Here is a 23,738-nt window from a genome sequence, read left to right as displayed (position 1 = left end):
AATTGATGCTTATACTTCCACTTTTTGTCCTCTGGATTCCACTACAGATTCCTCACTCTGTGCCGCTAAAGCAGCTTTTTGCTCATTCTGCCTTGCCATACGGTTCGCCATCGAGATAAATGGCAGATAAATACAAACAGCGATGATAATTAAGACCATACTCAAAACAGCACCACGCCAAGATTGAGTTGCTAAAAAACCATTAATAATCGGCGGTGTTGTCCAAGGCGGTGAAACGGTAGCGGCTGGCACCCATCCCCATTTCGTTGCAAAGAATGCAATTGTTACGTTTATCATTGGTGTCAAAATGAACGGAACAAATAAAACCGGATTTAATACAATTGGTAACCCAAAAAGTAATGGCTCATTGATATTGAAAATCCCAGGTGCTGCGGATAATTTCCCAACTGTATTATATTGCTTATTCTTTCTCGCAAATATGAAAATCGCAATAATAAGTGCTATTGTTGTACCAGAGCCTCCCATATTAATAAAAGCATCAAAGAATGGTTTATTGACAATGTAAGGCGCAACTTTACCAGCAGAGATTGCTGCAACATTTTCATTAATAGCTGGTAAATTAATCGTTTGCATGAATGGTTCGATGATATTTGCTCCATGTACGCCAAGTGTCCATAAAAATGTAGGTATAAATGCCAAAATTAAAGCAGCAAGCCATGTATTTGTTAGACCCATAAATGGCTCTTGAATCGCAGAGTAGAAGGACCCGACAATATCTGGTATATCAAAACCTGCTGAAATAATTGTACGTACTAAAGCAAATATTCCAATCGTAATAATGGCAGGAAGTAACGCAGCAAATGATTTGGCAACAGCTGGTGGTACACCAGTTGGCATTTTAATTAGTAGTTTAGGATTGCCAGACAATCTACAAAACAATTCTGTAGAAAGTAGTGCTACAATCAGAGCAATAAATATACCACCCGTGCCTGTTGTTAAGCCGGTTAATCCGCCTTCCCCGAAAGTCCCAAACGTCATGTAGCTTGATAGACTAATTACTCCAGCAGACAGACCATCTTTTTGATAACTTTTAGCAAGATGATAAGCAACAGTAAAGGCAAGTAGCAGTGAAATGATATTAAATGTAGCACTCCAAATATTACCGCCAAATTGAGTCCATGTCTCATGTTTCCAAATGGCATCGAGTGTATTTTGATAAAATTTGATAGGCAAATTGTTAATAAGTACAGCCAAAGATCCCACAATCGTTAAAGGCATAATCGTAATAAATCCGTCACGAATGGCAACTAAATGACGCTGATTCCCAACCCTAGCAGCAACCGGTACAAACTTTTCTTCTAAAAAACGGAACACTCACATACACTCCCTTTACTTTTTATTGATAACATCAAAATTTGATGTTACTCCCCTTGGATTCGTTCATATAGCTCAATCATTTCCTGTGCTAAATCTCGAAAAGTAATAGCATTCATTAAATGATCCTGGGCATGAATTAATAACATGGAAACCTCTACCTTTTCTCCCCTTGCTTCTTGAGACAGTAACCCCGTTTGAGCATGATGCGCTTCAATTAATGACTCATTCGCTAATTTGATTTTTTCTTTTGCTGCCTCAATTTGCCCCTTTTTTGCTAGCTGAATAGCTTCCATACACTCACTTTTCGTATTTCCACTATGCACAATCAGTCCCATAATGGATGCCATTAATGCTGTATCTTCCATTCCCCATTGCCCCTTCTTTCATCCAATTAGTTGTAGAGCCTGTTTCAGGACATTTTCACCGTTCATCATGCCGTAATCCGCCATATTGATCACATCGATTGGAAAACCTTTATCCTTATATTTTGTTTCAAATGACCCTTTCAAATAACGAACCTGTGGGCCTAATAAAAGAACATCAGCTTTCTTTGTCGCTAATATTTTTTCCACCTCTCCTTCTGCAATGGCGTAAATATCCGCTTCAATATTTTGCTCTTGCGCTGCTTTTTGCATCTTTGACACTAATAAACTAGTACTCATGCCTGCTACACACACTAACATGATGTTTTTCATTCGATACACTCCTTTTATTTTCTTCGATTGTGTAATCGCTTACTTATTTTGAGAATAGCACCTATTGGTATATACCACAATACAAATTTTCCATTAATTTTATTTATATCAAGTTATTTACAAAATTGGACTATGTCAATTTTGTCGTGAAATTAATGATTAAAACCAACTGGTATAGTCCAGAAAAAAACGCAAAAAATTTTTAAATTTTCTTATTATTCAATACCTAGAAATACTCATAAAATGCTGGTTTTTCAGTAGGGATTGCCCATTGCCACTGTTCGATAACCTTTTCTACCGTAGGTTGATTAGCATAGACCACCACTTCTTTGACAGAAAGATAACCTACCATCATCGCAGAAAAAAGATTAATTGGTAGTGTTAGCATATGCTTGTCAGAGACCGAATTTGTCTCAATTATTGAGACCTGACCATTTTTATTTATTTGATAAACATGCTCATTCCAGAGACAAAATGGATCTTCAATACGAATAGTTAGTGTTTCTTGAATATCCTTCCACGGATACTGCTGCATAAATACATAAACATCTACTACTCTAATCATCACATCCTGTATGACTTCCCTTTTGAATTGCGGCTCCTTGAAATAAAAGCCAAAAGGATAATGATTACTAGTAACTCCAGTTATGCTACTGACACTTGCTGCATGAGATGTCATATAACGCCACATAGCTTGTTCAGCTAAGAGATTTGCTACAATAAAGTCTTGGATAGTAAATGTCCCATCTCGAATCGTATAACGAATATAGCCTTCTAAGTTATTGTCTTGAAAATAGGCAGCAAAGTGACTATCTGGGCTCCTTCTTTCAAGTCTTTTCCACCATCCTTCATCCCTTACCATGCCACCATTTCGAATGATTGCCTGTGCATTATGAAAATCCTTAATCATCTGAAAGAGCGCAGGATCTAACCACTCAAAGCTCATCCTTTTCATGTCGTCTACTTGTTTCCCTAAAGAGGGAAACATAGTTTGAGGGATTGTATAATGGAGCTTCTCAAAAAATAATTCCCAACCAAAATAACGATAGAAGGACACAGAAAATGGCGCTAATACTGAAATCGTTTGTCCATTGTCTCTCATTTTTTGCAGCGCTTCTGTCATAAGCCTTTTGATAATACCCTGTTGTCGATACTCAGGATACGTTGCAACAAAGCCGATGCCTCCCATTTTAAATGAAACTCCATGCACTGTAATATTTAGCGGTAATATTAATAGCTGCCCAACAATTTTTTTGTCATCATAAGCACCTAAGGTCGTGCTTTGTTCAATCCAATAATGAAAATCCTCTCGACGAGCCCCTGAGTACTTATTTGGAAAGCAATAGTCTCTCAATCGATGAATCTGCCCATAATCATTAGGCGAGACGATGTGAATGTCCATTTAATCACCCCTTAAATTCCAAATATTCAGATAATTATTCATAAGATTCTTTTACAGTGGCATAATCACAACCACTGCAAGAATCTTTTATCCCTCTTGCCATTCTTCTCCTATTGCTTTAGACAACATGACTTCAGTAATAGTTTGAAATAATGTTGCTACATCTGGCCCATCTGCTGAAATTTCCACTATACTCCCTGGTTTTACACCTAGTGACATTACGCCCATAATAGACTTTAAATTAACGGATCTTTCTTCATATGTTAATTTAATATCACTTTGGAATGGTGTCACTGCAGTTACGAGTAATGCAGCCGGTCTGGCATGAATACCTTCAGTAGATGTAATTTTATACATTTTCTTCATTTACATACCCCACTCTTTCACGTAAAATTAATCCGATGTTGATATTTGGCAATCATTTTCTCATTATGTGACCAATCCGAATCAACATTATTGCTGACAAAAATCGGTAACTCTCTTGAGGACTTTGCTAGTGTTTCTATGATTTCACTGAACAAAGCATTTAATAGTAATGAACCAATAACAGTAGATGCTGGCGCATACTGAATGTCATGTATAGTTAGTACACCATCACCAATCGGTATATGGGTATTAATTACAAAATCTACCACCTCTTCTAGCCGCAGCCCACTGTGATGACGTGTAGTCTGTTCCTTATAGTGGAGCGATTGGAGGGATAGCACAAATATCCCTGAATCCTTTGCTAATAAAGCAGCGTCGATAGGTGCTGCATTTCTCCCAGAGGTTGAAATGACGATGCAAACATCATTTTCACGAAAGTCAAACTGTTCCTTATGCAGTTCAATAATAGTTGAATCTTTCTCATTGATTGAAGAAGCTAATGCCCCAGCATGTAAAGCTAATGGTTCAATAAAAACAGGACGGACGGGTACTAAACCACCTGCTCGATAAAATGCCTCCTGTGCCAATAGCTGTGAATGACCACAACCAAATAATTGAATTATCCCACCTTTTTGGAGACGTTGGACAATAATTTGAGCCACATCACTTATATGTGATGCCTCCTGTTCCTTCACAACCTGGATAAGCTTTTCGATTTCAGAAAAATATGCATGCATAAAATCACCTTTTAATTTCACTTATGAATTTATAACGATCAGCTCGATACGTACTGCGTACAAGCTCAAAGGGCTTACCATCTGATAAATAACTTGTACGTTTGATAATTAAAACTGGTGCTGTTTGATTAATTTGTAGAAACTTACTATCCTCTTTCGATACGATGGCTGCCTCCATCTGTTGTACCGCATTCCCAATTTTTTGATGGAACTTTGCTTCGATTAAGGCATAAAGCGAGCCCATTATTTGCTTCTCATCCAACTCCGGATAAATTTTAACTGGGATATATGTTCTTTCGATTGCCATTGGTTGCGCATCTGCATTTCTTATGCGCACTACAAAAAATACTTCTTCGCCAGACTCTATCATCAAATCTCTTGCAATATCCACTGGTGGTATGATTTTCTCAAATCGTAATACCTTACTGCTTGGTTCCATTCCTCTTGCCCGCATATCTTCCGTGAAACTCGTTAAGCCTTTTAACGGTTGCTCTAATTTTGGATTTGCAACATACGTTCCTCTCCCTTTTTCTCGATATAATAGACCACTATTTACTAGATTGGTAATGGATTGACGAACAGTCATTCTACTTACATCAAATTGTGCAGAAAGCTCTCGTTCTGATGGGATGGTCTCACCAATTCTGTATTCTTCTAAATAAATTCGTTGTTTAATAATCTCTTCTATTTGTATATAAATAGGTATATGAGAATTTTTCTCTAACAATTCTTGCACCTTCCTTATCACCTTTATGATTTCTCCATACAACTTTACCTCGTTAGATCGGTTTTTGTATTTCGCATGATTCAACAAAGCTAAATGATATCCACGATAACAGTGTGAAAAGGACATATTTACTTGTCGCTTGATGTGGTAACTTTCTCACTATCATTGTAGCATCTGCGCTCAATCATTGTACCATTATATTCTCAACTGACTAATCACCGTCTTGTAATTTTGATCCAATTTGCCTTTTTTCGATAGGCTTTTCCCTCATGTGTTTTGTATCAATCACAATTAAAACGCTTTCAAAATCATTTAAATAAAGTGTTTATCCTCGTAATATCTGCCTAAAGATATAATGTATCTTTTCCTTTAGCGGATATAGCTTCTCAAAAGGTATAGTTGTCTATACCAATTATATGCTGCTTCATCAGAAATAAAAAGTGATTTTCCATATTTTCTAAACATTCACTTAAAATATTCTACTAGTTCTTGTTTAATTTTATGTAAAAAAAGGAGCTATTAATAAGCTCCTCTCAATCCTATGTATAGGACGAATCCCAATTGTGCCGTAATGCCAAGAAACATTCGTTTTGAACCCGCAATTTGCAGGTGGGTGCCCGCTTTGCAACTTTAAACGTCCCGCTTTATTAGGGGCATGTTTGCGACTACAAAATGAAGGCTCCCGATTCTATAATGTTCGGTCAAAACTGTGAAGTAGAGTTAGCAGTTAGACAAACACATCAGGATTCGTATTACAGTTATCATAACACCACTTTTCTGATAATTCAAACGATTTTCTCTAATAATCTATAAATTTATAAGAAAACGCAAAAAATACCTAGATTCCCTACAGTATTTGCTAGGTAATCCAGGTATTTTGTATTATACATTATTTTCTAAATGGTTTGATGGCCAGACTTAGCTCACTTAATTGCTCTGGAGATACTTCGCTTGGTGCTTCTGTCATCAAGCAGCTAGCACTAGCAGTTTTAGGGAATGCAATTGTATCGCGTAAATTAGTACGACCTGCTAATAGCATAACGAAGCGATCAAGACCAAAGGCAAGACCTGCATGTGGTGGTACGCCGTATTCAAACGCTTCTAATAGGAAGCCAAATTGTGCTTGTGCTTCTTCTTCTGAGAAGCCAAGTAATTCAAACATTTTCTCTTGTAGGTCACGTTCGTAAATACGTAATGAACCACCACCAAGTTCATAGCCGTTTAAAACGATATCATATGCTTGTGCACGTACTGCTGCAGGGTCTGTGTCCATTAACGCTATATCTTCATCAAACGGGCGTGTGAATGGATGGTGTGCTGCATAGTAGCGTCCATCTTCCTCTGAGTATTCGAATAATGGCCAATCAGTAATCCAAAGGAAAGCAAATTGTGATTCATCGATCAGATTTAAATCTTGTCCTAATTTTGTACGAAGAGCACCTAATGAAGCTGCTACAACAGCGGCTTTATCTGCTACAAATACTAGAATATCGCCAACTTCTGCTCCCATACGCTCGATTAAGGCTGCTGCTAATGCCTCGTCAAAGAATTTCGCAATTGGTCCGTTTAAGCCTTCTTCTGTTACCTTTAACCAGGCAAGACCTTTTGCTCCGTAAATCCCAACGAATTTTGTTAACTCGTCCATGTCTTTACGAGAATATTTGTCAGCTGCACCTTTAATATTGATACTTTTCACTTGTTTTCCTTGTGCAACAGTATCAGCAAATACTTTGAAATTACAGCCTTCAAAAATATCATTTAACGCCACAAGCTCTAATCCAAAACGTACATCTGGCTTATCTGAACCATAACGATCCATTGCTTCTTGGTATTTCATGCGCTGGAATGGTGCAGGAATGTCAATTCCTTTTACTTCTTTCATAACCGCTTGAATTAAGCGCTCGTTCATTTCTAATACTTCTTCTTGTGTTAAGAAGCTCGTTTCAATGTCCACCTGTGTAAACTCTGGTTGACGGTCAGCACGTAAATCTTCGTCACGGAAGCAACGCGCAATTTGGAAGTACTTTTCAAAACCAGCAACCATTAATAATTGCTTAAATAATTGAGGTGATTGTGGTAAGGCATAAAATTCACCTTCATGTACACGTGAAGGAACTAAATAGTCTCGAGCACCCTCTGGCGTTGATTTTGTTAAAATTGGTGTTTCAACTTCTAAGAATCCTTCATTTTGTAGGAAGTTACGAATTGTACGTGTCACATCAGAACGCATTTTGAAAGTATCGAACATTACGGGACGACGTAAGTCTAGATAACGATATTTTAAACGTAAATCTTCTGATACATCTGTACGATCTTCGATTTGGAATGGCGTTGTTTTTGCCGTATTAATTACGACTAATTTTGTTGCTTCCACTTCAATTTTACCGTTTGGTACATTCGGGTTGATTTGATCCTCTGTACGAAGGATGACTGTGCCTTCCACTTCGATCACATATTCACTACGCACTTTATCCGCTAATGCGTGTGCTTCTGCAACATCTGGACTAAACACAACTTGCGTAATACCTGTACGGTCACGCAAATCAATAAAAATTAAACCACCAAGGTCACGACGACGCTGTACCCAACCTTTTAATACGACTTTTTCGCCTTGTAACGCTTCTGACAGCTCGTTACTAGCATGTGTTCTTGTAGCCATTGTTAAATTCCTCCAAAATATCTTCAATTTATGTAGCATTTCCTAGAAATGCCCTCTGTTTATTTTTAAGCTTTTTGTGTTAAATAGTTCACTAGCTCTGAAAACGCCACTTTGTGCTGCTCCCCAGATTCCATATGTTTTACAGCCGCTGCTTGCTCTTCAAGTTCTGTTTCGCCAAGAACAAGCGTATATTTTGCACCTAGTCGATCCGCTGATTTCATTTGAGCTTTCATTTTACGGTCTAAATAATCCATCTCTGTCGCAAGTCCCTTTGCTCGGAAAGTGCTTGTCAGCTCAACAGCCTTTTGCTTCGCTTCATCGCCCATTGCAATAATGTAAACATCTAGCCCTGATGCTGTGTCTAATTCAACACCCTCCGCTTCAAGTGCCAGCAACAAGCGCTCAATACTTAATGCAAAACCTATACCTGGTACATCTGGACCGCCAATTTCTTGCACTAATCCATTGTAGCGTCCACCACCACATAATGTTGTAATAGCACCAAAGCCTGATGCTGTGGACATAATTTCAAAAGTTGTGTGATTATAATAATCAAGTCCTCGTACAAGATTTGGATCGACCTCATATGAAATACCCAATGTATCTAAGTACGATTTCACTTGAGCGAAATAAGCAGCTGACTCTTCTGTTAAGAAATCAGTTAACGCTGGAGCCGTTTGCATTAATGGATGCTCACGATCTACCTTACAATCTAAAATTCGCAATGGATTCTTTTGTAAACGATTTTGACAGTCTGAGCAAAATTCATGAATATGTGGCTCAAAATGCTGTAATAAAGCAGTACGATGTGTATCACGTGTTTCTTTATCGCCAAGAGAATTAATCACTAATTTTAAATCCTTTAAACCCGCTGATTCGTAGACGTCCATCGCAAGAGCAATGACTTCTGCATCAATCGCAGGATCTGCTGAACCAATTGCTTCTACCCCAAACTGTACAAATTGACGATAACGACCAGCCTGTTGGCGCTCATAGCGGAACATTGGTCCTAAATAAGAAAGCTTAACTGGCTGATCAGGAGCACCAAACATTTTATGCTCCACATAGGCACGTACGACACCAGCCGTATTTTCTGGACGTAGTGTTAATGAACGCCCTCCACGATCTTCAAATGTATACATTTCCTTTTGTACAACATCAGTTGTTTCCCCAACACCACGTGCAAATAGATCCGTTTGCTCGAAAATTGGTGTGCGAATTTCGTTATAGCGATAAACACGACAAATATCACGAATAATCGCTTCAACTTTTTGCCATTTTTCAGATTGACCTGGCAAAATATCTTGTGTCCCTCGTGGCACTTTAAAACTCATGTAATTCCCTCCTATATTGATTGCTTATGATAGAGCAGCTGTAGTCCCACTTTGAGCGAATGCATGCTTTGGTTGAGCAAATTTTTGTCCTGTTGGAGCGGGTTACAGCCTTGATGAGCGCTTTTCATACTAATTAGAGCGCCTTCCCCTCTTTTCTGAGCAAAAACAACAATCCCTCTTCAAAAACTCATTACTTTTTGAACAACAAAAAAGCCCTCGTCCCTTGCAATAGCAAGGGACGAGAGCTGTATAAGCTTCCGCGGTTCCACCCTAGTTGACACAAATGATTACATGTGTCCTCCTCTTAATCGGATAACGGCCGATTCCGTTTTTTCCTACTAGGCACTGCTTTTCAGAAAAAAGCCTCTCAAGTGTTATTCACGTGATACATTTTTGTAGGAAAGATTGCAGCCTAAGTCTTTCCCTCTCTTTTCCAATAGTGGTATACGCTACTTGCTTGGTCATAAGCGATTAATCATTTTTCGATTACCCTTTATGTTAGTCACTAGCCAAAGCAATGTCAACTATTTTTGTATTTTTCATCAGTCTATCTTGAAAATAACTAATTCTGTTACCATTTTACCACGAATTTTATGATAAAAGCATGGTAAAATAGCACAAGGAATAGGAGGAATCTGATGAGGACAACAATTTTACATAGTATAATCATCTTCGTACTAATGGTAACGATGGCGATTCCAAATAAGAACTTTGTTCAAAGAGCTTCCGCTGACACCAGTGATCTAAAAGTCGCTGGAACGATTCTTCATTTGCGAGAGGGTCCTGGATTGTCTTATCCCATTATTACGACTTTAGAAGAAGGTGACCCTTTAACCTCAATCGGTCGAGAAGGTGATTGGTACCAAGTCAAAGCAGGTAATTACGAAGGATGGGTTGCCTCTTGGCTGACAGCACCTACTAATGCTAAACAAGTGATTGACAAAACCGTCATTTCACAAGTTGACCGTTTAAATATTCGAACAGAACCAGATATCTCTTCAGCTGTTCTTGGTCAACTTTCTACAGGTAACCAAGCAAACCTCGTTGAAGAAAATGAAGAATGGGCAAAAATCGATTGGAATGGATTAACAGGATGGGTGTCAAAGGATTATGTCACGATCAACGATAACCCTAAAAAAGAAACGGAACCCAAGGAAGATGCTGTTGAAGTAACTACTACACCCACAGCACCCGCCAACAAAGATACAACCTTCACCATTTTAGTGGACACCCTTAATGTTCGTAAGAAGCCAGATTTGAACGCTAAAAAAATCGGCACAGCAACAAAAGGACAAGCCTTTAAAGTACTTACACATGAGCATAATTGGGTACAAATTCAGTACAATGATAAAAAAGTAGGTTGGGTCTATAGTTTTTACGGTACATTCTCCAATAAAGTAAAAAGTACCTCAAAAACGTCAACTTCCAAAGAGTTAGAATCTGTTACGATTATCTATAATGGGACAAACCTACGAACAGATGCCTCAACAGCTGCAGAAGTAGTTGAACGAGTAGATGCTGGTGGAAATTACCCAATTGTAGGCGTTAAAAATGATTTTTATGAAATACAAATAGACGACGAAAAAACAGCTTTTGTCGCGAACTGGGTAGTTACAACAAGTTCCAATAAAGCGACAAGTCCACAGAAAGAAAAGGAAGAGCCTCGCAAAAAAGGTACGTTAACTGGATTAACGATCGTTGTTGATGCTGGTCACGGTGGAAATGATCATGGCACAACTGGTCAACGAGGTACAGAGGAAAAGGGCATTACTTTAAAAACGGCTACTTTGCTTGCTTCCAAGTTAAGTGCTGCTGGCGCAAACGTTGTCATGACGAGAGAATCGGATGAATATGTGGCATTGCGTAAGCGTGTATCGATTGCCCATCAATATGAGGCAGATGCCTTTATTAGCCTTCATTATGATGCGACAGATGATAGCTCCATTAACGGCTTCACATCCTATTATATGAATAGTAATCAAAAAGGGCTTGCTGAAGCAATTCATGATGGTCTTTCCAGTAAACTAGATTTAAGAGACCGTGGTACACAACAAGGAAATTATTTAGTTTTACGAGAGAATCGTCAAAAGGCCGTCCTTATTGAGTTAGGCTTTTTAAGTAATTCCAGTGAGGAGCGCGTCATTACAACAGCTAAATTCCGTGAACAAGCGACTCTTGGTATTTATCAGGGAATTCTCAGCTACTTTAATGAACAAGATGAATAAGCAAAAAAAAGCTGCGGATGATGATAACATCCACAGCTTTTTTATATTTAAGATATTCCTAATGCTACCGCAGCAATTAGCGCCAGACAGGCAATCAATGCCCACCCAAGAATCATCTTCCAGATAAACTTAATCCATTTTTCATATGGGATACCTGCAACAGCTAGATACGCCATTAATGCAGACGAAGTAGGAATAATAGAGTTCGTTAAGGAATCCCCATATTGGAAGGCTAAAACAGCCACTTGTCGCTCTAATCCTAATAAATCAGTGATTGGAATCATAATCGGCATTGTTGCAGCTGCCTGTCCACTACCAGATGAAATAAATAAATTCAAAAGAGCTTGGATAAATAGCATGCCGATTGCACTGATAGCATGTGGCAAATGTCCAATTGTTTCTGATGCTGCATAAACGATTGTATCAATAATTTTCCCCTGCTCTAAAACAACTGTAATAGCACGGGCAAAACCTACAATTAAAGCACCAAATGTTACGGCCTTGGCTCCCTCAATAAAGGAATCAAAGATAGTAGCAGGTTTTAAACCACCAATTAATCCTGCAATTAACCCCATAATTAAAAAGGATGCAGTTAGCTGCGTTAAGAACCAGCCCCAGTTAAAGACACCATAAATATTAAAGCCAATCCCACAAGCCATGACAATAAATACGAATTTATGCTTGCCTGTTAATGCAGGGATGTCAATCGCTGAAACATTGGATTTAGCTTTTTGCTCAATATCGTAAATAACGCTTGCTTGAGGATTCTTTTTCACCTTAAAAGCATAGCGAGATACATAGAAAATAGCAAAACTTAATACAAAAACATAGACAACAGCACGGAAGCCAATCCCTGAGAATAATGGTACATCCGCTAATGATTGTGCTACACCTACCGTAAAGGGATTAAGCATTCCTCCAAAAAATCCACTGGCGGCACCAAGTGTAATCATGGCTGTTCCTGTTACAGCATCAAAGCCCATCGCGCGTGCAATGGCCACACCAATTGGTACGAAAATAATAGTTTCTTCCGCCATCCCCATTGTAAAACCACCAACAGAGAATAAAATCATCGATAAAGGAATCAGTAATTTCTCTCTGCCCTCTAAAGCTTTTACTCCTTTATAAACACCAGCCTCAATAGCACCTGTAGAACGAATAATACCAAATACACCACTGACTAAAAAAATGTAGAAAATAATTTGAGCCCCTTTTTCGAGACCCATTGGAACCGCTGTAAACATTTCAAAAAAGGAAACTGGCTCACTCTCAATATGATGATAGCTTCCATCTACAACGAGCATTCGCCCTTCTTCATCCTCTACACGTTCAAACTCACCCGCTGGTATAATATAGCTTGCAATACCTGCTAAAAAAATAATAGCAAAAATAATCGTATATGTATGAGGTACTTTCAACCAGCTTTTCTTCTTGACCCCCTGTTCATTTTCCATTAAATCGCGCTCCTTTTTCTGATTTAGACATTAGCCGTATATTGTCGCTATTTGTCGCTAATTGAAAATAAATATACATGAGTTTAAATTTATTGTAAAGTATTAATTTTCTATTATTTCTGAAAGCACACGCTATCTTTCCTAATTAAACCTCTTGTTCCTCTTCTATAAACATGGAAAATTTTATTCACATACTCAAATAATAATGGGCATTTTCAACGTTATTTTTTGTTTTCCAAAATAATAATTTTATCTTATATGACGAATTGTTTTTAATTAAGGCAGGAGCAATATGCGGCGGTGTTAGAAATGATAAAGTTTAAATGGATTGTCCTTAAATGCTTTTTATTCATGAACTTCATAAAGTTCCCCTTATTAGTGGGATAAATTAATGATGAAAGACATCAAAGGTTGTAAGTAGAATGGAAAATCGTAGATTAACTATCCATGAGGAATCAAATGGACTTTCTTACATATCGTTTATATTTTTTAAAAAAAATAATATTCAAAGAGTAGCAACTGTTTTAATAGTTTTTATCTCTTCGAAATAAATTTGCTATTTAGGTATTATTATTTGCATTAAACAAATAAAAAAGAACCTTCTATCATTTATGATGATTTGAAGGTTCATACTTTCTCATTTTTTTGTAGTTTCCAATGTAACCCATACAATTTCCTCCATCCGAATGAAGAAAGGCGTACGATTTATCTCAAGAACCATATGGTCAGGTAGTATGGATAATAAAATACCTTGTTGAATATTTTTTTCTGTTTGCACAACTACTGCCTGACCAATCATCATGTTAAGAGTTTCGTATAAATATGGATTTGTTATACTTCTCGTCTGCGTCATGTTTAAGACACTCCTTCCTATAAAACTAACCATACTCTTTAGTATATGAAGGAATTATAGGAAATGTTCCATTATTTTGACTCTAGAAGAATTGTGACTGGACCATCATTAATTAGTGCTACATCCATCATGGCACCAAAAATACCTGTTTCCACATGTAAGCCCTGTTCGCGTAAAGCTTGATTAAAAGCCTCCCACAGTGGCTCAGCTGCTTCTGGTCTAGCTGCATTGATAAAACTTGGACGATTCCCTTTTTTTGCATCCCCATACAGTGTAAATTGCGAGACGGATAAAATAGCGCCCCCATGCTCTAAGATCGAATGATTCATTTTTCCATCTGCATCTTCCCAGAGACGTAAATTGGCTACTTTTTTTGCTAAATAGGCAACATCCTCTTGTGTGTCTTCATGTGTAATTCCCACTAAAAGAACATAGCCATGATCAATTGCTCCTGTAACAGTTCCGTCCACTGTTACAGAGGCAGCTTTACTGCGTTGTAATACTACTTTCATGTACTAAACCCCAATCCTATATTGCCTATCAATTAGTTAATGACGCGTTGCACCGAATAAATATCAGGTGTTTGTTTAATTCGCTCAACTACTTTATGCAAATGTGAAATATTTGAAATAGAAATTGTTAAATGAATTGTTGCCATTTTATCACGGTCAGCACGTCCACTTACTGCTAAAATATTCGTTTTCGTTTCACTAACAATTTGCATGATTTCATTTAAAATGCCAGGTCTATCAAAAGCTGAAACCTCAATATCAACAGGGTATTCCTTTTTCTCAGGAATGACACCATGCTCCCATTCCACTTCAATTAAGCGCTCCTGCTCATCCTCAATTTGAATATTTGGACAGTCCTCACGATGGACAGAAACACCTCTCCCCTTCGTAATAAAGCCTACAATATCATCCCCAGGAACGGGCGTACAGCAGCGAGAAAGTCGAATGAGCATATTATCAATACCCTTTACAATAACACCCGATTCCGTACGCTTTTGTGGAATTGGATTTTTCATTTTTTGTTCAATTTTCTCTAGTGCTTCTTCCTGCTCACGTTCTTTACGACGTTTTTCAGCTAAACGATTTACGACCTGTTGCGCAGTAATACCATTCACACCAACTGCCGCATACAAATCTTCTTCATTCGTATAGTTAAATTTGTCGCATACCCGTTTTAGGTTTTCGGAGGACATCGTTTCCTTTAAATCGAAATCCTGAGCACGGATTTCTTTTTCAATCATTTCTTTACCTTTGACAATATTTTCTTCACGCAGGTGTCGTTTAAAGAATTGCTTTATTTTATTCTTCGCCTGCGAGGATTGAGCTATTTTAAGCCAATCGCGACTCGGACCAAAGGATTGTTTAGAAGTTAAAATTTCAATGATATCGCCCGTTTTTAATGGTGTATCAAGCGGTACCATCTTCCCATTGATTTTCGCTCCAATCGTACGATTTCCTACTTCGGAATGAACACGGTAGGCAAAATCAATAGGAACAGAACCTGCTGGCAATTCAATGACATCACCTTCAGGTGTAAAGACATAAACCATATCAGAAAATAAATCAAATTTTAAGGATTCCATAAATTCTTCTGCGTTGGAAGATTCATTTTGAAACTCCAAAATTTCACGGAACCACGTTAATTTTTGGTCGACATTTTGCTTTTGATGATCAACGTTTTTACCTTCTTTATATGCCCAGTGCGCCGCAATCCCGTACTCTGCAATTTTGTGCATTTCCTTTGTACGAATCTGTACCTCCAACGGATCACCATAAGGTCCAATAACAGTCGTGTGTAGAGACTGGTACAGGTTTTGTTTTGGCATAGCAATATAGTCTTTAAAGCGTCCTGGCATTGGTTTCCAAAGTGTATGCACAATCCCTAATACGGCATAGCAATCTTTAATACTATCGACAAGAACACGAATGGCTAATAAATCATAAATTTCATTAAACTGTTTCTTTTGTAACACCATTTTTCGATAGATACTGTAAATATGTTTTGGTCGACCATAGACATCTGCGTCAATTTCAACCTCATTCAGTTGTGATTTCATCTCAGCCATCACATTTTCTAAATAAGCTTCACGTTCATCACGTTTTTTCTTCATCAGACTGACAATACGATAATATTGTTGTGGGTTTAAATAGCGCAGTGCTGTATCTTCAAGCTCCCATTTTACAGTCGAAATTCCAAGACGATGAGCAAGTGGTGCAAAAATCTCGAGCGTCTCTTTTGAAATGCGTCGTTGCTTTTCAGCAGGTAAATGCTTTAACGTACGCATATTATGAAGACGGTCTGCTAGCTTAATGAGGATGACACGAATATCTTGCGCCATAGCCACAAACATTTTCCGATGATTTTCTGCCTGCTGCGCCTCTTTAGATAAATATTTAATTTTCCCTAGTTTGGTAACACCATCAACAAGCACGGCCACCTCTTCGCCAAATTCACGTACCAAATCATCCCGTGTAAAATCGGTATCTTCGACAACATCATGTAAAAAACCTGCCGCTACAGTTTCTGGGTCCATTTGTAATTCAGCTAGAATACCTGCTACTTGTACTGGGTGAATAATATACGGTTCACCAGAGCTACGGAATTGCTCAATATGGGCATCCCTTGCTAATTCATATGCTTTTTTCACGAATGCGACATTTTCATCATTCATGTAGGATTTGACTAACTCAAAAACGTCCTCAGGAGTCAAAATTTGCTCTTTCGCCATAACATGTCCACCTTGCTCGTCAAATTTTTCAGATTAGATATAAACTTAATTGTATAAAATATTGTGGTCTATTGTAAAGAGACTGTATCATTTAGTTTAGTTAATCTCGTGAACAGTTCGAAAAATGGAAAAAATATTCTTCTTTTTAATAAAAAAGACCCTCTGCGACTTCACGTCACAAAGAGTCCTTGTTTCGACAAATTGATTAATGTAATTGATTGTAAGCTACAGCAATTTTCGCGCCGACTACTGCATTGTTTTTCACTAATGCAATGTTGGCATCAAGACTTTTACCTTCTGTTAATTCTTTAACTTTGCCAAGTAAGAATGGTGTAACATTTTTACCTTGAATGCCATTCTCTTCAGCTTCAACTAAAGCTTTTTCAATAATGTTTGTAATAAATGCATGCTCTAATGCTTCAGACTCAGGAATTGGATTTGCGATGACAGCGCCACCTTTTAAGCCTAATTGCCATTTCGCAGATAGCATTGCTGCAATTTCTTCTGGCGTATCTAATTGGAAGTTTACATCAAATCCACTTTGACGTGTGTAGAATGCTGGTAATTCATTCGTACCATAACCAACCACTGGCACACCTTTTGTTTCAAGATATTCTAATGTAAGACCGATGTCTAAAATAGATTTTGCACCCGCACAGATAACGGCAACATTTGTTTGTGCTAATTCTTCTAAATCAGCAGAGACATCCATTGTTGTTTCCGCACCACGATGTACACCACCAATACCACCTGTAACAAAGATTTCAATACCTGCAAGCTCTGCACAGATCATTGTCGCTGCAACTGTTGTAGCACCTAATTTTTTCGTTGCTAGTAAGTAGCCTAAGTCACGACGTGAAGCTTTTGCAACACCTTGAGCATTACCGAACATTTCTAGCTCTTCATCTGATAGACCAATTTTAATTTTCCCATCAATTAATGCAATTGTTGCTGGGACTGCACCATTATCGCGAATAATTTGCTCAACTTCACGCGCAGTTTGCACGTTTTGTGGGTATGGCATACCGTGTGAAATAATTGTTGATTCTAACGCAACGATCGGTAGACCTTTTGCTTGTCCTGCTTTTACTTCTTCTGATAATACGATGAATTCTTTCATGTTGTTATTCCTCCATTTCATTTTTCAACAAATCTACTGATAATTCAGGTCTTACTGTATAAGGAGATGCCAATGTATTTTTTGCATTGGTTAATCCAGCATCAATACATGTCTCAAAAGATTGTCCAGTCAGCCAGCTGTGAATAACAGCGCTGACAAAGGCATCTCCTGCTCCTGTCACATCTTCAATTTTGTCAATCACTTTAGCGGCAACATGACAAGGGGCAATCGTTGTAGATGCTGCATAAACGCCCTTGCTGCCAGCCGTGATAATGACATGCTCCGCACCTAATTGTAGGAGCTGTTGTAAAGCTTTTTCATAATGGGTAGCGTTTTCAATTTTATGTCCAACAATCGTTTCCGCTTCATCTGTGTTACAAATAAACCAAGTTACGCCTTGTAATGTTTCAGGTAGTCGATTCATTTTTGGCGAAGATACTGGCACAATGACAAGTGGAATATCACGAGCAAGGGCTACTTGCTGGATATACGCCACAGTTTCTTTTGGACAGTTTAAATCCAAAATAAAACAGCCCGCGTTTACAAGCATTGTTTCATGTTTTTTCAACAAGCTCGGTAACAGAAGATCGTAAACCTCCATATTTGCTACAGCTAGTGCTAGCTCACCCTGTTCATCCATGATGGCAGTATAAGAACCTGTGGAAGCCTCTGCAAGCTGCTCTACATAACGTAGATTCATAAAGGATTCCGAAGCCTCTTGGATCACTTGCCAATCAGCATCCTTACCTGCCGTTGTCAGTAACGTCACTTGGTGGTTTAATCTGCCTAAGTTTTCAGCAATATTTCGACCAACGCCACCTACACTAAAGGAAGAGCTGGCAGGGTTAGATGTTCCAAATTGAACATTGCCCTTTACATGGAATTTGCGGTCTAAATTAGCTCCACCGATGCAAATAATTTCATTTTCTTCGGGTAATATATAAGCACGACCTACAATTTTTCCTTGCTTCGTTAAACTAGACACTAAATTAGCAAGCACAGGACGCGACAGATTCATTGCATCTGCCATTTCTTGCTGAGACATAAACGGATTCTGGCGAATTAAAGCAAGCACCGCCTGTTCTCTTTCATTCATAGCATCACCTTTTATTATATTTGTTTATATTATAAACTTTTGTTTGTGTTATGTCAAAAGATTCTTTATTAAAAAAGTTGAACCCCATCTTACCGAGGTTCAACTTTTATGTGTTTACGCTTGCTGGGGTGTTTGTTTTTTAACAATGATAACGAATAAACTGGCCATTGCACAAAACATTCCTGCAAGGAAAAATGCCCATGTATAAGAATTGAAAAATTTATAAATTAACCCCCCACCATACGCAGCAACCGCTGCTCCTGCTTGATGTGAAGCAAATATCCAGCCGTAGATAATACTGCTTTTTTGCATACCAAAAATTTGTCGTGTCATACTGATGGTTGGTGGCACTGTAGCAATCCAATCTAGTCCGTAAAAAATCGTGAAAATCGTTAATAAAACAAATGATCCTTGTGCGAGTGCATAAGGGAGCAATAATAGAGATGCACCTCTTAACAGGTAATACCAAAACAATAACCACCGATTATCGAAGCGATCAGATAACCAGCCAGACGCAGTTGTACCTAATAAATTAAAAATGCCCATAAAAGAAAGTAATGATGCGGCAGTGACTAAAGGAACGCCAAAGCTAATACAATAAGAAACAAAATGAGTACCAATTAATCCGCTTGTCGATAGCCCACAAATAAAAAAACTACCTGCTAAGAGCCAAAATGCTTTAACCTTAATCGCCTCAAATAAACCTTTAAAAGCCATAGCTATTGGATTCTTTTTTTGCTGTATTTGTTGTTCCTCTATAGCCTCCTCTTGTCCATAAGGAGTTAACCCCATATCCTGAGGTCTATTTTTTATAAAAAGCGCAATCATGAAAAACATTATGATACTAAGGAGTAGCATTAATGCGATAGCCCATCGCCAAGAATAGTGTTCAATAATGATAGCTAGAACTGGTAATAAAATTAACTGGCCCGTGGCTGTACTTGCCGTTAAAATACCAACCGCTAATCCTCTGCGTTTTACAAACCAATGATTCGCAACATATGGGCTAAGGACAGTTAAAAAAAGACTTGCTCCAAGACCAATAATGCCCCCCCAAATAACAATTAGCTGCCAGGATTCACTCATCAAAAATGTTAAAGTCATTCCTAATACTAAAGTTGCCATAGCACCTAGCATCATTTTCTTTAAGCCAATGACTTCAAGTAATGCAGCCATAAATGGTCCAGATATGCCATATAAAAACAAACTTACAGCAAAGGCTAAAGCAATGGTTGAACGATCCCAGTGAAATTCTTTTTCAAGAGGGTCGATAAACACGCCAGATGATGACATTGTAATTCCTGCGACAATTATCGAGAAAAATGTGACGATTAAAATAAACCAACTATAATGAACACGTTTCACCTCAACACCTTCTTTTCTTTGATAGACTACAAAACATGTATATACATGTTTAAGTCTGCTTATTTCATTTATATGTATATACATGTATAATCATAGTAATCGTTCATAAAGCTGTCAAGAAGTAATTTCTAGTTATTGGGTGTATACTTATAATGAGTAGAATCCCCTTAAAGGAGTACTGTCGATGAAGAATCAACTTAAAAATATTGATTATACACAAATTTGTGTTTGTGCAAACCTTAGAAAAAAAACAAGGGTTGTCACACAATTATATGATAAGCTGCTACAGCCTACAGGTTTAAAAGTTACACAATATTCAATGCTTGCACATATTGACCTTCAACAAGCTGTCTCAATCAGCCGTTTAGGTGAAATTTTACAACTGGATCAAACCACTATAACACGTAATATTAATCTATTAAAGCAACATGGCTATGTTGAGTTAAAGCGAGATACCAATGATGCTCGTACCAAAAAAATAACGCTCACTGAAAAAGGTTTAGAAAAGCTGCATGAAGCAGCACCGATTTGGCAAGGCATTCAAGATAGAATTATCGAGGATATTGGAACCGAAAAATACGCAGATTTCTACGATACCTTGCGAACAATGCAAAAAATTATTCAAGCCTATGACGAAGTATAAAAAAAGCGCCCACAGTATAGGGCGCTTTTTGCCATGCTCTTAATATTGAATAAGTGTTTTAATATTTAAATCGCCAAGCTTTTCGCGACCATTTAATTCTAGAAGTTCAATCAGGAATGCACAGCCTACTACCTGACCACCTAATTGTTCTACTAAACGAACCGTTGCTTCAACTGTACCACCAGTCGCTAGTAAATCATCACAGATTAAAACTTTTTGACCAGGCTTAATTGCATCATGATGCATTGTTAACGTATCTTTACCATATTCAAGACCGTAGTCTGCACTTATTACCTCACGTGGTAATTTACCAGGTTTACGAACAGGGGCAAAGCCGATTTCAAGTGCATAGGCAACTGGACAACCGATAATAAAACCACGTGCCTCAGGGCCAACAATAATTTCAGCGCCCACTTCTTTTGCATATTCTACGATTTGGTCTGTTGCATATTTGTATGCAGGACCATTATCCATAATTGTTGTAATATCTCTGAAGGTAATGCCCTCTTTCGGCCAATTTTCAACCGTTGTAACGTATTGCTTTAAATCCATGTTATTGCTCCTCCTACGAAACGTTATTCGTCCGCTGATGTTAAACGTTCATCAAACCATTGTTTTAATTCTATATAAGGAGCATAGACAAGCTTTTGCTCCATTTCAATCTGTTCTGAACGTTGTTTGTAAGACGGTGCCTCTGTTAGTGCTTGTTTTGGAGCATTCACGTTGACAGTCGTCAGTCCACTCTCCATTTTAACAAAATCAAGCTCAAAAAACACCTGTGTCATAAATTTTAGTGTATCTAATGGCCACCCCGTATGCTTCGCTAAATCTGCGATATGCATATCAAGCGGAAAGGCTGGTCGATTTTTCAAGAACTTATAATACCAAGCAAATTGCTCACGAGTAGGTAGACCACTGAAGTATTGTGAGTCAGGCATATAAAAATGAGCATAAATACGTGAAGGGGCTGTCTTCTGTAAAACGTCCTCTAGCTTTTGAACATTGTGTGGCAAGTCTAAGAGCACGATGTAATCACTTTGTTCAATATTTGAAAGGGCTGGGTCAACCAGTGTAATAGATGCACCTATTAATGATTGATAATAGGTCATCGTTTCTGGACGAAAGGCGATAAACCGGGCCACGTCCTTCGGTACGGTATTCAGCCATCGAGCTGTTTGACGGATACCACGAATATCAAATAACTGCCATTCTGTAGTTTGGACATCCTCGATCATAAATTGGGCTTTTTTACGCCCCTGCCATTCGTTAATTTGCAAATCGCCTATAAAGGAAACTTTGATGCCATACGTTAATTCATCATGTAAATGCCCTTTGTTAAAACCAACACTATCCAATTTATCATAGCCGTTTGTTATTTCCATTTTAATATGATTCTCGCCCGCTCCAATTTTACGCATGGAGGCGATTTCTACATCCTCCAGCACATACACAGGCTTAGGGAAATCTGTGCCAAATGGTCCTAGTGTTGAAATTTCCTCAATAGCATCCGCTGAAATTTCATCTATGCTGAGCGGTATATCAATATGCACTACAGGTGTTAATTGCTCCTCTGTTAAACAGGCTCTTGCCTGAGCATCTAAGCGAGTACGTAGTTCATCCACATGCTCTAATGATAAGGTCATACCTGCAGCCATAGGATGTCCACCAAAATGTGGTAAAATATCTCGATTTTTAGCTAGTTCATTATATAGATGAAAACCTTCAATACTTCGAGCAGAACCTTTTGCTATGCCCTTTTCTGGATCGAGTGACAGCACAATCGTTGGACGGTAATACAGTTCAACGAGACGTGAGGCTACAATTCCTACAACACCTGCGTTCCAGCCCTCGCCAGCAACAACAAGAACTAAGGAATTGCCGATTTTTTCATCTGCTTCAATCAGTGCGATGGTTTCATCTGTAATACTTTTCACAATATCTTTGCGCTCGGTATTGCAGGCATTTAGCTTTTTTGCCAATGCGGTTGCTTTAGCATTATCCTCCGCCATTAATAATTCAACACCAGGAGCTGCTTCACCTAGACGACCAACAGCATTCAATCGTGGACCAAAATAAAAGCCAATCGTTTCTTCTGTAATTTTCGTCTGCTCTGTACTGGCTATGTCACACATCGCTTGTACCCATGGACTAAGGGAACGACGCATTTCTTGTATGCCCCTCTTCACGAGATAGCGATTTTCATCCACCAACGGAACTAAATCTGCTACAGTGCCAATCGCCACAAATTCTATTAGATGGCTTGGTAGTTCACCATAAAGAGCATGTGCCAGCTTAAAGGCTACCCCTACTCCTGCTAGCTCGCCAAATGGATATTGCCCTTCTGGTATTCGGGGATGAAGAATAATATCTGCTGGTGGTAGCTCCTCACCTGGTTCATGGTGATCTGTCACAATGACATCCATACCAAGCTCCTTTGCTACTCGAATAGGCTCAATACCAGATATACCATTATCCACTGTAATGATTAACTGTACACCATCTTCATAGGCCTCCCGAAATAGGGCTTCATGCGGACCATAGCCATGGATAAAACGATTCGGAATTTTAAAGGAGACGTCTGCTCCAAGATCTAGTAAAACATGTAACATAACGGTTGTGCTTGTCACACCATCCGCATCATAATCACCATACACTAAAATTTTCTCACCATTTTCTAGTGCTTGTTCAATTCGTGCTACCGCTTCAGCCATACCATGCATAAGAAATGGGTCATGGATATTTGCCTCAGTCATATTTAATAAGCTTTCTGCCTCAGCCGTTGTTTCGCAGCCTCGTGCTGCTAAAATTTTTGCTGCAATCGCAGAAAGTTGTAAGTCATTTTGTAATGCTTGTACAAGTGTTGCGTCAGGACGCTCCACCTGCCATCTTTTTTTCGATAGAATCATCTGCTCACTTCCTTACGAAAGCTATTATACCGAATTTCTATTGGTTGCGCACTATCCGTTAGATTGATAGTTTTATCC

20 protein-coding genes, 1 other RNA gene and 1 other annotated feature are annotated in these 23,738 nt (G+C 38.4%); of the genes, 2 read left to right on the top strand and 19 right to left on the bottom strand.

The features are described 5' to 3' along the window. Positions 1-9: 9 nt before the first annotated feature. The 10 genes from EW028_RS07900 to hisS all read right to left on the bottom strand — a co-directional run bounded on the left by EW028_RS07900 (position 10) and on the right by hisS (position 9,258). Positions 10-1,335 (bottom strand): PTS sugar transporter subunit IIC, encoded by a 1,326-nt coding sequence (locus EW028_RS07900; protein WP_112118169.1) that lies wholly within the window; start codon positions 1,333-1,335, stop codon positions 10-12. A 47-nt stretch (positions 1,336-1,382) separates the two neighbouring features. Next, positions 1,383-1,703, bottom strand: coding sequence for a PTS lactose/cellobiose transporter subunit IIA (locus EW028_RS07895; protein ID WP_004226783.1), 321 nt, complete (start codon positions 1,701-1,703; stop codon positions 1,383-1,385). Between the two features lie 18 nt (positions 1,704-1,721). Continuing rightward, the gene (locus EW028_RS07890; RefSeq protein ID WP_103118482.1) at positions 1,722-2,033 is read right to left on the bottom strand and encodes a PTS sugar transporter subunit IIB; all 312 of its coding nucleotides are present in this window, start codon (positions 2,031-2,033) and stop codon (positions 1,722-1,724) included. A 226-nt stretch (positions 2,034-2,259) separates the two neighbouring features. Beyond that, complete coding sequence (locus EW028_RS07885) at positions 2,260-3,435, bottom strand: GNAT family N-acetyltransferase (protein ID WP_131520509.1); 1,176 nt, start codon at positions 3,433-3,435, stop codon at positions 2,260-2,262. 87 nt (positions 3,436-3,522) lie between these two features. Then, positions 3,523-3,801: an HPr family phosphocarrier protein gene (locus EW028_RS07880; protein WP_131520508.1), complete on the bottom strand. Its 279-nt coding sequence runs from the start codon at positions 3,799-3,801 to the stop codon at positions 3,523-3,525. Positions 3,802-3,818: 17 nt separating this feature from the next. Further along, entirely contained in the window at positions 3,819-4,538 is a 720-nt protein-coding gene (locus EW028_RS07875) for a sugar isomerase domain-containing protein (RefSeq protein ID WP_131520507.1), read from the bottom strand. A gap of 4 nt (positions 4,539-4,542) precedes the next feature. Continuing rightward, on the bottom strand, positions 4,543-5,265 hold the full coding sequence (locus EW028_RS07870; RefSeq protein WP_004226770.1) for a GntR family transcriptional regulator: 723 nt from the start codon (positions 5,263-5,265) through the stop codon (positions 4,543-4,545). Positions 5,266-5,815: 550 nt separating this feature from the next. Then, positions 5,816-6,015: non-coding RNA, 6S RNA (gene ssrS / locus EW028_RS07865), on the bottom strand. A gap of 139 nt (positions 6,016-6,154) precedes the next feature. Then, on the bottom strand, positions 6,155-7,924 hold the full coding sequence (aspS, locus tag EW028_RS07860) for an aspartate--tRNA ligase (protein WP_004226768.1): 1,770 nt from the start codon (positions 7,922-7,924) through the stop codon (positions 6,155-6,157). A 65-nt stretch (positions 7,925-7,989) separates the two neighbouring features. Beyond that, a complete protein-coding gene (gene hisS / locus EW028_RS07855; RefSeq protein WP_054550047.1) occupies positions 7,990-9,258 on the bottom strand; it encodes a histidine--tRNA ligase in 1,269 nt (422 codons plus the stop codon). A gap of 231 nt (positions 9,259-9,489) precedes the next feature. Next, positions 9,490-9,732 (bottom strand) — a binding site (T-box leader). Between the two features lie 164 nt (positions 9,733-9,896). On the opposite strand from hisS, the gene EW028_RS07850 reads away from it, so the two are divergent. Continuing rightward, entirely contained in the window at positions 9,897-11,483 is a 1,587-nt protein-coding gene (locus EW028_RS07850) for an N-acetylmuramoyl-L-alanine amidase family protein (RefSeq protein WP_131520506.1), read from the top strand. Between the two features lie 47 nt (positions 11,484-11,530). Here the strand turns inward: EW028_RS07850 and EW028_RS07845 are convergent, their stop codons facing one another. From EW028_RS07845 to EW028_RS07815, 7 genes are all read right to left on the bottom strand, one after another. Beyond that, positions 11,531-12,937, bottom strand: a complete 1,407-nt coding sequence (locus EW028_RS07845) for a YfcC family protein (protein WP_054550044.1) — start codon at positions 12,935-12,937, stop codon at positions 11,531-11,533. A 637-nt stretch (positions 12,938-13,574) separates the two neighbouring features. Then, positions 13,575-13,790 (bottom strand): DUF2642 domain-containing protein, encoded by a 216-nt coding sequence (locus tag EW028_RS07840; RefSeq protein ID WP_004226745.1) that lies wholly within the window; start codon positions 13,788-13,790, stop codon positions 13,575-13,577. A gap of 71 nt (positions 13,791-13,861) precedes the next feature. Beyond that, positions 13,862-14,302, bottom strand: a complete 441-nt coding sequence (gene dtd, locus EW028_RS07835) for a D-aminoacyl-tRNA deacylase (RefSeq protein ID WP_048392115.1) — start codon at positions 14,300-14,302, stop codon at positions 13,862-13,864. A 32-nt stretch (positions 14,303-14,334) separates the two neighbouring features. Further along, positions 14,335-16,530 (bottom strand): RelA/SpoT family protein, encoded by a 2,196-nt coding sequence (locus tag EW028_RS07830; protein ID WP_048392114.1) that lies wholly within the window; start codon positions 16,528-16,530, stop codon positions 14,335-14,337. A gap of 205 nt (positions 16,531-16,735) precedes the next feature. Beyond that, positions 16,736-17,650, bottom strand: a complete 915-nt coding sequence (locus tag EW028_RS07825; protein WP_048392113.1) for a pseudouridine-5'-phosphate glycosidase — start codon at positions 17,648-17,650, stop codon at positions 16,736-16,738. A 4-nt stretch (positions 17,651-17,654) separates the two neighbouring features. Beyond that, entirely contained in the window at positions 17,655-18,746 is a 1,092-nt protein-coding gene (locus EW028_RS07820; RefSeq protein ID WP_009373750.1) for a carbohydrate kinase, read from the bottom strand. 114 nt (positions 18,747-18,860) lie between these two features. After that, positions 18,861-20,111 (bottom strand): MFS transporter, encoded by a 1,251-nt coding sequence (locus EW028_RS07815; RefSeq protein WP_131520505.1) that lies wholly within the window; start codon positions 20,109-20,111, stop codon positions 18,861-18,863. Between the two features lie 184 nt (positions 20,112-20,295). Between EW028_RS07815 and EW028_RS07810 the strand changes: the two genes are divergently transcribed. After that, the gene (locus EW028_RS07810; protein ID WP_009373748.1) at positions 20,296-20,754 is read left to right on the top strand and encodes a MarR family winged helix-turn-helix transcriptional regulator; all 459 of its coding nucleotides are present in this window, start codon (positions 20,296-20,298) and stop codon (positions 20,752-20,754) included. Positions 20,755-20,793: 39 nt separating this feature from the next. On the opposite strand, the gene EW028_RS07805 is transcribed toward EW028_RS07810, so the two are convergent. After that, positions 20,794-21,306, bottom strand: coding sequence for an adenine phosphoribosyltransferase (locus tag EW028_RS07805; RefSeq protein ID WP_004226730.1), 513 nt, complete (start codon positions 21,304-21,306; stop codon positions 20,794-20,796). 23 nt (positions 21,307-21,329) lie between these two features. After that, entirely contained in the window at positions 21,330-23,660 is a 2,331-nt protein-coding gene (gene recJ, locus EW028_RS07800; protein ID WP_131520504.1) for a single-stranded-DNA-specific exonuclease RecJ, read from the bottom strand. Positions 23,661-23,738 lie beyond the last annotated feature (78 nt).

This window comes from Lysinibacillus sp. OL1 (assembly GCF_004332175.1).
Classification (GTDB): domain Bacteria; phylum Bacillota; class Bacilli; order Bacillales_A; family Planococcaceae; genus Lysinibacillus; species Lysinibacillus capsici.
Note: the sequence above shows the minus strand (reverse complement) of the source record. Positions and strands in the feature narration are given on the sequence as shown.

What these genes read in the sequence shown, in the direction of transcription:
- EW028_RS07845 (WP_054550044.1), bottom strand. Translation starts at nt 12,937, where the DNA reads ATGGAAAATGAACAGGGGGTCAAGAAGAAAAGCTGGTTGAAAGTACCT.
- EW028_RS07825 (WP_048392113.1), bottom strand. Translation starts at nt 17,650, where the DNA reads ATGAAAGAATTCATCGTATTATCAGAAGAAGTAAAAGCAGGACAAGCA.
- hisS (WP_054550047.1), bottom strand. Translation starts at nt 9,258, where the DNA reads ATGAGTTTTAAAGTGCCACGAGGGACACAAGATATTTTGCCAGGTCAA.
- EW028_RS07850 (WP_131520506.1), top strand. Translation starts at nt 9,897, where the DNA reads ATGAGGACAACAATTTTACATAGTATAATCATCTTCGTACTAATGGTA.
- dtd (WP_048392115.1), bottom strand. Translation starts at nt 14,302, where the DNA reads ATGAAAGTAGTATTACAACGCAGTAAAGCTGCCTCTGTAACAGTGGAC.
- EW028_RS07805 (WP_004226730.1), bottom strand. Translation starts at nt 21,306, where the DNA reads ATGGATTTAAAGCAATACGTTACAACGGTTGAAAATTGGCCGAAAGAG.
- EW028_RS07810 (WP_009373748.1), top strand. Translation starts at nt 20,296, where the DNA reads ATGAAGAATCAACTTAAAAATATTGATTATACACAAATTTGTGTTTGT.
- EW028_RS07840 (WP_004226745.1), bottom strand. Translation starts at nt 13,790, where the DNA reads ATGACGCAGACGAGAAGTATAACAAATCCATATTTATACGAAACTCTT.
- EW028_RS07880 (WP_131520508.1), bottom strand. Translation starts at nt 3,801, where the DNA reads ATGAAGAAAATGTATAAAATTACATCTACTGAAGGTATTCATGCCAGA.
- EW028_RS07895 (WP_004226783.1), bottom strand. Translation starts at nt 1,703, where the DNA reads ATGGAAGATACAGCATTAATGGCATCCATTATGGGACTGATTGTGCAT.
- EW028_RS07830 (WP_048392114.1), bottom strand. Translation starts at nt 16,530, where the DNA reads ATGGCGAAAGAGCAAATTTTGACTCCTGAGGACGTTTTTGAGTTAGTC.
- recJ (WP_131520504.1), bottom strand. Translation starts at nt 23,660, where the DNA reads ATGATTCTATCGAAAAAAAGATGGCAGGTGGAGCGTCCTGACGCAACA.
- EW028_RS07875 (WP_131520507.1), bottom strand. Translation starts at nt 4,538, where the DNA reads ATGCATGCATATTTTTCTGAAATCGAAAAGCTTATCCAGGTTGTGAAG.
- aspS (WP_004226768.1), bottom strand. Translation starts at nt 7,924, where the DNA reads ATGGCTACAAGAACACATGCTAGTAACGAGCTGTCAGAAGCGTTACAA.
- EW028_RS07820 (WP_009373750.1), bottom strand. Translation starts at nt 18,746, where the DNA reads ATGAATGAAAGAGAACAGGCGGTGCTTGCTTTAATTCGCCAGAATCCG.
- EW028_RS07890 (WP_103118482.1), bottom strand. Translation starts at nt 2,033, where the DNA reads ATGAAAAACATCATGTTAGTGTGTGTAGCAGGCATGAGTACTAGTTTA.
- EW028_RS07885 (WP_131520509.1), bottom strand. Translation starts at nt 3,435, where the DNA reads ATGGACATTCACATCGTCTCGCCTAATGATTATGGGCAGATTCATCGA.